The following is an 11,981-nucleotide window of genomic DNA, read 5'->3' as shown; positions in this document are numbered from 1 at the left end:
AAAGTATATAGTAGGTAATTCGTATTATCAATTATTTTAAGCTTCTGTATGATAGTTTTATAGAAGCGGCTTTCATGGGTTTTCTTAGGTTTATATATACTATAAAAGGGCTTAGCCGAGAAAACCACCAGAATTTTTAAAGCAATCATTTTTAACCCAAGTCAAATTATATGAGAAATTTTTTACCAAAGTTGGTGCTGGTATTATTGATGGGCTTTAGCCTGCCAGTATTAGCTCAAACGATTACAGGTAAGGTGACTTCAAATGGCGGAGAACCCCTACCTGGTGTTTCGGTAACTGTAAAAGGTACAGCCAACGGAACCATAACAGACCCTGAAGGGAAATACTCTTTGAGCGTACCTAACCTAAACAGCACAGTTGTTGTTTCGTTTATTGGTTTTACAACTCAAAATGTTAACATAAATGGCCGCTCGATTGTTGATGTTGAATTAGTAGAAGACGCTCAACAATTAAACGAGGTTGTAGTAACCGCTCTTGGTATCAAAAGAGAGTCAAAATCAATCGGTTATTCTGCTCAGAAAATCGCTTCAAAAGAATTAGTACAAGCCGCTCCGCCTGATATCGCTTCGGGTTTGATGGGTAAATCAGCCGGTTTGAATATCTCAACACCAAATGGTGTACAAGGTAGCTCACAAAGAATCGTTATCAGAGGTAACAACAGTATCTTAGGAAGCAACCAACCGCTAATCGTTATTGATGGTATTCAGGTACAAAATGACCCTGTAGGCGGTACACAAGGTAAAAGCGGTGACCTAACCAGCCCTAAAGACTGGGGTTCGTTCCTGAACTTTGTGAATAGTGATGAGGTTGAAGACATTACGGTTTTGAAAGGTGCTAACGCAGCTGCACTTTATGGTGCACGTGGTGCCAATGGGGTTATCATGATTACAAGCAAAAAAGGTGGAAAAAGAGAAGGTTTCGGTTTAGACTATAACTTCTCGTCTTTATCAACTACTGCTTACCGCTACATGGATATGCAAAATGAGTACGGTTATGGTGCAGCTTCTGCACTTTGGTCGGCTACGCAACCATTCCCTACTACTGCTTCTGGCGAGCTTCGTTACCCAGGTAATTATCCTTGGGATGCACAAGATGTAAACAACAATTACCGCAGTGGTGGCCCGATTCCGGGTGGTTATTCATCATGGGATATTTTCAGCTGGTATGGCCCTGCTTCTTCTTGGGGACATAAACTAGATGGCACAGAGTTAATCTGGTGGGATGGCACAAAACGTAAATGGGAAGCACAACCAGATAACAGAAAAGCGTATTTCAGAACTGGTATGACAAATACGCACAACCTATCGTTCAGCGGTGGTGGCGACTACGGTACGCTACGTGTTGGTTTAACCAGATTAGACAACAAAGCGATTGTACCTAACAGTAACTACGACCAAACTAACGTAAACTTAGGCTCGTCGTTAAATATCTCGAAAAAAGTAAAAGCTGAAATCAATACAAGTTATACTAACTACAACCGTTTGAACACGCCTGAGTCGGCTAACGATAATGGTTGGGCTAACTTCATGATTCACGGTATGTCGCGCGATTATATTCCGTTAGAGTTAGATACTTACAAAAACGCTGATGGAAGCAAAAACCTTTTCGACCAATCGTCTCCATTCAAATACTATCCTTACAACAACAATGCGTTTAAGGATATGTTCTGGAAATTCTACGAAAACAACCAACGTTTGTCACGTAACCAATTGTTAGGTTCATTACGTTTATCGGCTGATATTACTCCTTGGTTGAACCTTGCAGGACGTGCCTCTATCAACAACTCTACTACTAGTATCGAAAGCAAAAATACGCCAGTAGATGTAGCGGGTATTCAGGGTGCATACGGTGTTGAAAACATTGCTAACCAGGATTTGAACTTTGAAGCATTTACAACTTTGCATAAAGATGGTTTGTTTGGTTCTAAATTCAATACTAGTTTATTGATTGGTAACTCGGCATTGCGTAGCAGAAGCCACGGTGTAAACACTTGGAATGCTGGTAACTTCGACGTTCCGTTCAAATACTACTTGAACAACAACCTTGATAAAACCAAAATCACGACTGGTGAAACTCGTTACGATTTAAACCTGAACTCATTGTTTGGTATCTTCGACATCTCGTATAACAACTATTTATACTTGCAATTAACAGGAAGAAACGACTGGTCGTCTACTTTACCAATTGCTACTTCTTCTTACTTCTTCCCATCAGGAAGCTTAAGCTTTGTATTCACTGAGGCTATTGATGCATTCAAAAACCAGAACTTCCTAAGCTATGGTAAATTGAAATTGTCGTTGGCAGAAAGTGCAAATGGTACTAACCCGTACTTGACGCAATATACTTACAATACATCTACCATTACCAATACTATCAACGGTACTGCTGCTACTTCATTCGGTGGTTTACCAGTGCGTAGCTTACAAACTACTTTGCCTCCGGCTGCTTTGTTGCAACCACAACGTAACAAGTCGTTTGAAATTGGTACTGAGTTAGGTTTCTTGGCAGGTAAATTAAGCATGGAGTTGACTTACTACCAAACAAGAGCAACCAGCCAGATTTTAAGTTCTTCGTTGGCTACTTCGTCGGGTGCAACTGCGGTTACATTCAACACCGGAGAGCTTGCTAACAAAGGTTTCGAGTTTATTATCAGAGCTACTCCTATCAGCTCAGGTTCATTCAAATGGGACTTAGCTTTGAACGGTGCGCACAACCAAAACAAAGTTATTTCATTAGCTGAAGGTATCGATCGTTACCCATTAGGTGACCTTTGGGGAACAAACGGTGGCTTGATGTATGTAAGAGCAGGTGAAAACTATGGTACTATCTATGGTTATGACTACACTTACCTTAACGGACAAAAAGTTGTACAAAAAGTATTAGATAAAACTACTGGTGCTGTAGTAGGTACACAATACGTAACCACTGCCGACCCTGTAGCTATTGGTAACACTACGCCGAAATTAACGGGTGGTTTGAGCAACAACTTCCGTTACAAAAACTTCAGCTTGTATGTAATGACCGACTTTAAAATCGGTGGTGATATTTATTCTGCTGACTACGGTGCTTCTATGGGACACGGTTTGTCGCCAAGCACATTGCTTGAAAGAAACGGTGGTGGATTACCTTATACTTACCCAGATGGTAGCACAGCTAACCACGGTGTGATTTTAGAAGGTGTATTTGGCGATGGTACTAAAAACACAGATGTAGTACATTATATGTATAAATATGCAGGTCAGTATATGGGCTGGTCGAACATCAAAATGCCTAGAAGCAACTTGGTTTTCGAAAACTCATGGGCAAAACTACGTGAGGTTAACCTTACTTACTCTGTTCCGTCGGCTATCGTAAAACGTACCGGATTCTTACAAGGATTAGACATCTCGTTTGTTGGTCGTAACCTGTTCTATTTATTCACAACCTTGCCTGACAGAATGAACCCAGAGGCTATCAACGGTATTGGTAACGCACAAGGTTTCCAATGGTCGCAATATCCGGGTACGCGTGATTTAGGTTTTTCATTAAAAGCAAGGCTATAATCTATTTAACACAGAATCATGAAATATCTATCAAAAATATCTATCGTTGCCTTACTGATTGCGACAGCATCATGTAAGAATGATTTTGAAGAAATCAATGCGCCTTGGGATAAACCTAATAGCGCTTCTACCCCTGAAATGTTCAATGCAGTGGTGAGCTCGTTGCCACTAACAGCCGGAGAGCAATCGGTAATGAATGCCTGGATATACCCTATTACCCAACAGGCGGCTATTACATCGGGTTCTTATCCGTTCGATAACGCCAGAGATGCCGTTTGGGACAACTACTACTATACGCTAGCTAACGCACGTATTATAGAAGACCGCATTGAAAAAAGTGAAAACCCAAGCTCAATGAACAACGTATCGGCTATGTTGAAAACCATCATGGCTTATAAGAGCTTCAAAGCTACCAACTACTTTGGTGCAATGCCTTATAAAGAAGCTGGTTATGCAGCTTTAGCAGCTACGAAAGGTACAGGTGTGTATAAAGCGAAATACAATACGCAACAAGAGATATACACCGATATATTGACTAACCTTAAATGGGCAGTTGATAACCTGAAAGTAGATGCATCGCAGGTTTCGTTAGGTAACTACGAAACACTTTTCAAAGGTGATGTGGCTATGTGGACTAAATTTGCTAACAGCCTTCGTTTATATATCGCTGCTACGATATATGACAAAGACAAAACATTGGCAACTGCGCACATTACAGAAGCAATGAGCAAACCATTGTTGACTGATGCTGATAACGTTGGTATCTGGCCTACACCATTGAACCTTTCGTTACAATGGCGTGAGTGGTCGTTTAATGCAAACTGTTACTTAAGATTAGGCTCTACTATGTGGAACCTGATGTCGGCAAACGATAATAAAGACGGTAGCGGTATTTTTGACCCACGTGTTAAAATTTTCTACGAGCCAAACAATGCCGGAGAATGGGCAGCATACCCACAAAACCCTGTATCGGGTGTTACCCCAACAGAAGGTGGTTTGCCATACGACAGAAAACGCTATACAGCATGGAGCGACAAAGGTGCAAGCAACCTTTTCTCGCCTGTTAACCTTTATTTCGCACAAGATTTAACTTCTATTCCTGAGTTAATCTTAACAGCGGCACAAGTACACTTCATTAAAGCTGAGGTATATAACAGAGGTATGGGTGTAGCCGCTAATGCTGCCAGCGCTAAAGCTGAATACGAAGCGGGTATCAAAGCATCAGTAAATATGTGGAAAGGTATTGCTGTTAGCTCACCTGTTTGGGTAGTCGGCAAACCGGCTTCTGCTACTGCAACTCAAGCCGAACTAAACACCTTGTTGACTAACGCAAAAGTAGCTTACTCGGCAGACCCAGCTACTGCGCTAAACCAAATCTATGCTCAGTTGTGGATTGACCAATTCAGACAACCATTTGATGCATGGACTTTGAAAAGAAGAACTGGTAACAAAACGCCAATGTCTACATCAAATACACAATATTATACAGGAAACTTTGGTGGTTTTAATCGTTTTATCTACCCTGATAATGAAATCAACTACAACGGTGATAACTTTAAAACAGCAACCGGTGGAGCGAATGTAAATTCAACAAAATTGTGGATAACGCAATAATTTCAGAAAAGAAACCATTATATTTGAACTAATATAGTAAAAATATTAAGTAGAATTGTTTCATCATAGTTTTTCCAGAAAAGGCCCTCTCTTGAGGGCTTTTTTCTTGTTGGGAGTAATGAACAATTTATTGATTGGAGTATTACAATGTATTAAATATTGATTTTGTACTTTACAAAGTTTCTTATACATTCAAATATTCCTTGATTAGGCTTTCAAGCTCATAAAAGTCTTTATAGGGAAAATAATCTCTTGCTTTGGCAAAGTCTTTTTCCTGCATTAATAAAGATGTCTTTTTTAATTGAAAATAGAAAAGACTAATAAGTTGCTTAAATTGAATTTCAAAGGCTACTATTAAATGTAACTCTTTAGGGCTTTTACTCCAGCTTTCCGAAAATCCATTTATAGTTACATTAACTTTATGTTGTTGTGTCTTATGTCTGGTAATTTCAATTTTTTCTCCGCCGGGTTCTGAAAACCAAAAAAGAGTAACGGTCTCTTGCCCTTTTAGCAAATCTATTATTGCACGGATAAGATCATAATATGGGTCTCCAAAAACATGAGTTATAAAGGTTTCTATTATACGTCCGTTTATTAATAATATACAAGTGCTCCATCCATCAGGATTAAGTGTGAGCATTAAATCAATATCATCGCTCTGACTCATTTTTATATTATTTATATTCACAAACTTAGAAAAATTAGTTTAAGCCAAAAACAAAAAAAGCCATCAGAAAACATCTGATGGCTTTTGGCAATATAAATAAACAAGCGTTAATTTAAAATCGGGAATTCTGCTTTTAGTTCATCGTCCAGCTTATCGGCCCAGTACTCAAAGTCAGAAATAAATGTCGATAATTCGTTATAATCAATACCTTTTATGTCTCTTTCAAAACTTGCCCATACCTTAGGCGAATTAGGCACTAGCGTAAACTTAATACCTAACTTAATATCGTTTAATTCAAGCAATCGGCGATAGAACGCCATCGGGTTAGTAAGAGGGATATCCATTATCGGACAAAAAACCCTTAGAAAATCACGACGCGTGCCGTTGGCAAAGTTTAACTTCTGAATCAGCACTTCAATATTAGCCGAACCGTTTTTCCATTGCCAGTTATTTTTGTCGGCATTATATACCTCCTCACGACTAAGCCCCACCGATTCAGCATAACAGTGAATCATTTCCGACACACGGTTATAATGAACATCAAAAGCATTTTCAGAAATATTTTCAGAGTTATCCATAACTACAGTTAAGTATTGTTTTGTGTTAAGAGTATGTTTAAATCTTTGTAATCGTTGATTCGGTAAAATAACCAGCCAGGTCTTATAAATGTTTAAAATTTTATGTGGTAATGTTTTCGGTGCCCACAGCCGAGCCGCCCCCTAAACCACCTGCTTTGCTAATGTGTTCAACAGTACAAAACTATATCTGATAATCGGCACAAAGAAGCACTGCTCCATTATAGGTAGTACATTCTACATTCAATAGTGCCTGACATATCTATAACCCTATTTATTCTGTTCTGTTAATTGTCTGATGATATTTCCTCCGGTCGGAATCCAGTCTGAAACCTTAGAAATAACCGTAGGCGCAACTTTAGTAACAGTAGCATACGTAATAGAATCTTTCGTAAGGTCTTTTGGTAAAAATATATCAATAGCACTCATCAGCCACAAGAAAGTACTGATGCCAAACACCCATGTAAACACGCCTACCATAGCCCCTGCAAAGCCATCAATTGTGCCTAAGATAGTGAATCTTAATGCCCGTCGCATCATCCAGCCTAGTTTATTAATTAAGAAAATAGTAGGAAAAAATATGATTGAAAAACTCAGATAAGGCAGAAAACGATTAGCCAAGCTCTCGCCAATAGTAGGTGCCAGCATATTCATGCCATAGCCCAGAAACTTAAAGCCAACCACAATAGCTACAATAAAGGCCACTACGCCTATGATTTCAATAAACAGCCCTTTGTTATAGCCCTGATAGGCACCATAAAAAAGAATAACGATAATAACTAAGTCAAGCACGTTCATATATCAAACAGGATTATCAGGATTAATACGTAAAATTCCCGGAAATATTTCTTTCCAATCCTATATTACTTACAAATATATACCTTTTTAAAGGCAAAAAAATATAAAAAAGGGGAGTCTTTTTCAAAACTACCCCTTTGGTTAAGTGCACTCTGATATTTAATTTCTTAATATTTACCACCGCCATATTTAGCAATGTGCTCTTTTATTTTTGCAATACGGTTTTCAGGGCTTGGGTGCGTACTCATAAACTCTTCCTGGCGGGCACCACCGCTTGCTTCTTCCAGTATCTTCATTACTTCAATCATGGCATTGGGGTTATAACCTGCTTCAATCATATATTTTACGCCAAAATCATCAGATTGTAGTTCGTCTTCACGGCCAAATTTCATTTGCTGAATCTGTGCTACATATTGCGCTATCTGCCCAGCACCCATGCCCGAATTCGGGTCGGTAGTAGCGGTAGCCACAGCACCTACAAGCCCCTGATAAAAATCTGACTTGGCCATTTGCTGTGCCGAGTGCCTGTGTACTACATGGCCTACTTCGTGCCCGAGTACCCCTGCCAGTTGGTCTTCGCTTTTCAGGCGTTTCAGTAAACCTACCGTAATAAACATCTGCCCACCTGGCAATGCAAAAGCATTCACGGTCTGGTCGTCGGCCAGTACATGAAAATCAAACTGATAAGGTATTTGAATGCCTTTTTCTTTGGCTTCTTTTTCCAATTGGCTCACAATCTTATAGCCAACAGCTTTTACCTCTTGTTGTACTTCGTTGTCAGAGTAAAGCCCGCCGTATTCTTGTGCCATTTGTGGCGCACTTTGCAAACCTATAGCTACCTCCTGCTCAGGTGTTAAAGCAATGTGTTGTTCTTCGCCTGTAAATGGGTTTACCTGATTTTTGCCATAATAGCCAATCAAAGCTACAATAGCCATTATAACCCCAATAACAAGCCTGAGTTTAAATCCTGATGATCTCATAGGTTTTTGTATTTATAATAATCTGTTTATACTAAAATTAGAAGCAATTGTTTTGATAAAGTAACAGAATTTATCAAAAATCTATCAATCCTTTACCGAGTTACTCTCTCTTTGACCACTACTTTAATATAGATAACGCTGCATCTATATAAGTAAAGTTTTCTGGCTGAAAATGATGGATAGGCTTCACTACCTTAGTTTCTCCCAAACGTACCACAATGGCATTTTTTTCTTTGATGGCAAACACATATTGCCCAAATAGCCCATTCATACTAGGAATTGCCATTCCTCTATGATTCAGAATCCAGAACTGATACCCATAATAATCTACGGCCTTTCCTCCTTCTGTTGGGTCTTTCAGGTAAGTGGCTGGTTTCAAAGCCTCTTTCATATACTGTTCAGGCACTATTTGCTTACCTTTCCAGTTACCATCGGTCAGCATCAATTCACCAAAACGTGCATAATCACGTGAAATACCGTTAAAACAACAAAAAGCCTTTTCATGTTTTCGTTCACCGTCTAATAACCACAGCGCATCACGTTCAGCCCCCATTGGTTTCATAAAATACTCTGAAACCAATGTAGAAATATTTTTGCCGAATGCTTTTTCCACAACAAACCCTAGCACCTGTGTATCGCCACTTCTATACTCCCAACTAAGGCCCGGTGCTTCTTTAGGCTCCATTAAATCAACTACGTATTCGAGGTCATCGGCATAATACATTTTTGCTGACAAGCCCAGATAACTCTGGTCAGATTCTTTGTAGTTACTGCCGGAACTCATAGTTAGTAAATCTTTGATACGAACCTTTGCTAAATCGCCTTCTTTAAAATGCGGCACATAATTACCCACGGGTTCATCAACAGACTTTATTTTGCCTTCGCCCACACCAATGCCTACCAGCATAGATATAATACTCTTGGCAGCCGAAAAAGACCCACTGATACTATCTTTTTTATAATCATCCCAGTAGCGTTCGTAGAGCAATTTCCCATTCTGAATCACCAGAAAAGCGTGTGTATTGTTAGAATCAATCTGAGCCAGTAAAGAATCAGGAATCTGCAATTGATTATAAGCCGAGTCGAGCGGCCAAGGCTGTGGTGCATCTCCGTTTTCTACTACACGTGTAGGATGTGTTCTGAAATCGAAAATACTATGTTTACCCCACGAAAGATAATTGCGGATATGCTCAAAAGGCGCCAGAAACAAGAGACCGAATAATAGAATAATGATTGCCGCAATGGCAACAGCAGTTTTTTTTAACATATACTATATAGCTTAGAGATTTGAAATTTGCACTTAAAATGTGCTTATAGTGTGTACATTAGGGTCTTGAAATTTACGTTAATTCTACTGAATTGAACAAGGTTTTGGTGTGGAAAATTTATTTCAAAAAATTTTGGTTGATTATCAGTAATTTAGAGAATATTCAGAAAAATTATAAAACCAATTATTGGAAACTGCTGTTAAAATAAGTAAGTTTGATTAACGTTCATGAAAACGATTGAATAAACCAAAAATATAAAAGTATGACTGACGAGCAATTATTAGCGGTAGAACCCCTGCTTATTGAGGATAAAACAAGATTTGTGCTTTTTCCTATCAAGCACGATGATATATGGCAATTTTATAAAAAACACGAGGCTTCTTTCTGGACAGCCGAAGAAATAGACCTATCACCGGATTTGAAAGACTGGGAGAGCCTGAGCGATGGTGAGCGTCATTTTATTTCGCATGTATTGGCGTTTTTTGCTGCTTCTGATGGTATCGTTAATGAAAACTTAGCAGTCAATTTTATTTCTCGTGTACAATTTGCCGAAGCAAAATGTTTCTATGGTTTCCAGATTATGATGGAAAACATTCACTCAGAAACGTACTCGCTTCTGATTGATTCTTATATCAAAGACCCTGTTGAGCGTGATAAAATGCTTAACGCCATAGATCATATTCCGTGTGTGAAGAAAAAAGCCGATTGGGCTTTGCGTTGGATTGATAACGGAAACTTTATTGACCGCCTGTTAGCGTTTGCCGTTGTAGAAGGTATTTTCTTCTCAGGTTCGTTCTGCTCAATATTCTGGTTGAAAAAACGTGGTTTAATGCCGGGCCTTACCTTCTCTAATGAGTTGATTTCTCGCGATGAAGGCTTACACCGTGACTTTGCCTGCTTGCTATATACGCAATATATTCAGAACAAGTACGACCCTCAGAAAATCTACGATTTAGTGAAGGATGCAGTAGAAATCGAAAAAGAGTTCGTAACTGATGCATTACCTGTTTCGTTGATTGGTATGAATGCCGAACTAATGTGTCAATACATTGAGTTTGTGGCCGATCACCTTTTGGAATCGTTAGGGGTACAGAAAATATACAATGCTACCAATCCTTTCGATTTTATGGATATGATTTCACTACAAGGTAAAACCAATTTCTTCGAAAAACGTGTAGGCGAATACCAAAAAGCCGGCGTTATGTCTCAGAAAGAGCAAATGTCTTTCTCGCTTGATGAAGAATTTTAAGACACAAAATATTTTGTTACAGTAGTTTGGTAATTAATAGGGGCAAAAGATATTTTGTCCCTATTTTATTTCTATCCATTTCAAAATCACTCAAAGGCTCTGGTAAACTTGTGTCAATTGCTCAGCAATAGGTTTGGCGGCAAATTGTTTCACGTGTTCCTGCCCTTTATTAACAAGTTTGTTTTGCAAGGCTTCGTTGCTTAATACCTGTTGAATTTTGTCAGCCAAATCGGCTACATCCAGCGGATTGGCATAAAGCGCACCTCCGCCTCCGGCTTCTTCCAGACAAGAGCCTGTTGCTGCCACCACAGGCACACCACTATGGAGCGCCTCTATAATAGGGATACCGAAACCTTCAAACAAAGAAGGATACACAAACAGCGAACTTCCCTGATATAAGGCTGGTAAATCTTCGGCAGGCACACCACTCAGAAAATAAACCTGATTCTGAATACCAGCTTGCACTACATAACTTTTAAGTTCCTCTAAATATTTAGATTTTCCACCAACCAATACCAAATCATGGTCTTTTGTAGCTAATTGCTGAAAAGCTTTGATTAACCTCAACTGATTTTTCCGTTCGGTAAAAGAAGCAACACACAAAATATAAGGTCTGCGAATGTTATATTTTTGCTTTACCTGATCAATTACTGTTGTATCGGCTATTCGCTGGCAAAAAAAAGGTTGACAGCCCTGATAAATCACATGGATTCTCTCGGCAGGTGTACCATAAAAATCTATAATATCTCGTTTGGTTTGTTCGCTTACGGCCACTATGGCATCGGCATTATGGCAGGCATATTTAAACTTACGTTCATAAAAAAAACGGTCAAGTGTCGGATACTGCTCGGGGTATCGTAAGAATATCAAATCATGAATACTTACTACTGATTTTACACCTGCTTTTTTTAAGCCATAAGGTATCTCGTTGCTTAGGCCATGAAATACATCAATTTTATCATGTTGCAAATCTTTAGCTATAAACCAGCTTCGCCACAAAGCAGCAGGTAGTTGGGCATAAGCCACAGGTAATTGCACCTGTAATTTGCTCGGAAAATCGGCCAGTGAAGAATACCAATTACCTTTTAGTTTAGGAGTATAAGCAAAATACTGATGCTCAGGGGCATATTCTAACAAAGCCTCTATGATATATCTGCTATAATTACCCAAACCTGTGTAATTATTAAAAGCCCGCTTTGCATCAAAACCTATTCTCATTGAACTATCTTTTCATTAATTTTGTAAATAAATATTGGGGATTCTGTTT

The 11,981-nt window shown here is 39.0% G+C and carries 9 protein-coding genes; 3 read left to right on the top strand and 6 right to left on the bottom strand.

The features are described from left to right. The first annotated feature begins 170 nt into the window (after positions 1 to 170). Positions 171 to 3,563: a SusC/RagA family TonB-linked outer membrane protein gene (locus WAE64_RS04150; RefSeq protein WP_340234921.1), complete on the top strand. Its 3,393-nt coding sequence runs from the start codon at positions 171 to 173 to the stop codon at positions 3,561 to 3,563. Between the two features lie 18 nt (positions 3,564 to 3,581). Then, the gene (locus tag WAE64_RS04145) at positions 3,582 to 5,177 is read left to right on the top strand and encodes a SusD/RagB family nutrient-binding outer membrane lipoprotein (protein ID WP_340234920.1); all 1,596 of its coding nucleotides are present in this window, start codon (positions 3,582 to 3,584) and stop codon (positions 5,175 to 5,177) included. 184 nt (positions 5,178 to 5,361) lie between these two features. Here WAE64_RS04145 and WAE64_RS04140 read toward each other — a convergent pair whose 3' ends face one another. The 5 genes from WAE64_RS04140 to WAE64_RS04120 form a co-directional block, all read right to left on the bottom strand. Beyond that, on the bottom strand, positions 5,362 to 5,844 hold the full coding sequence (locus WAE64_RS04140) for a hypothetical protein (protein ID WP_340234919.1): 483 nt from the start codon (positions 5,842 to 5,844) through the stop codon (positions 5,362 to 5,364). Positions 5,845 to 5,951: 107 nt separating this feature from the next. Then, positions 5,952 to 6,422, bottom strand: coding sequence for a YbjN domain-containing protein (locus tag WAE64_RS04135; protein ID WP_340234918.1), 471 nt, complete (start codon positions 6,420 to 6,422; stop codon positions 5,952 to 5,954). 267 nt (positions 6,423 to 6,689) lie between these two features. After that, complete coding sequence (locus WAE64_RS04130) at positions 6,690 to 7,217, bottom strand: CvpA family protein (protein WP_340234916.1); 528 nt, start codon at positions 7,215 to 7,217, stop codon at positions 6,690 to 6,692. Positions 7,218 to 7,384: 167 nt separating this feature from the next. After that, positions 7,385 to 8,197 carry a M48 family metalloprotease gene (locus tag WAE64_RS04125; protein ID WP_340234914.1) on the bottom strand — a complete coding sequence of 271 codons (813 nt, stop codon included), beginning with the start codon at positions 8,195 to 8,197 and terminating at the stop codon, positions 7,385 to 7,387. Between the two features lie 118 nt (positions 8,198 to 8,315). Continuing rightward, entirely contained in the window at positions 8,316 to 9,464 is a 1,149-nt protein-coding gene (locus tag WAE64_RS04120; protein WP_340234912.1) for a serine hydrolase domain-containing protein, read from the bottom strand. A gap of 263 nt (positions 9,465 to 9,727) precedes the next feature. Between WAE64_RS04120 and WAE64_RS04115 the strand changes: the two genes are divergently transcribed. Continuing rightward, positions 9,728 to 10,714: a ribonucleotide-diphosphate reductase subunit beta gene (locus tag WAE64_RS04115; protein WP_340234910.1), complete on the top strand. Its 987-nt coding sequence runs from the start codon at positions 9,728 to 9,730 to the stop codon at positions 10,712 to 10,714. A gap of 90 nt (positions 10,715 to 10,804) precedes the next feature. Here the strand turns inward: WAE64_RS04115 and WAE64_RS04110 are convergent, their stop codons facing one another. Then, positions 10,805 to 11,932, bottom strand: coding sequence for a glycosyltransferase family 4 protein (locus tag WAE64_RS04110; RefSeq protein WP_340234908.1), 1,128 nt, complete (start codon positions 11,930 to 11,932; stop codon positions 10,805 to 10,807). Between the last annotated feature and the right edge of the window lie 49 nt (positions 11,933 to 11,981).

Source organism: Emticicia soli (assembly GCF_037860775.1).
GTDB lineage: Bacteria > Bacteroidota > Bacteroidia > Cytophagales > Spirosomataceae > Emticicia > Emticicia soli.
This window is presented reverse-complemented; position numbering and strand designations above follow the sequence as displayed.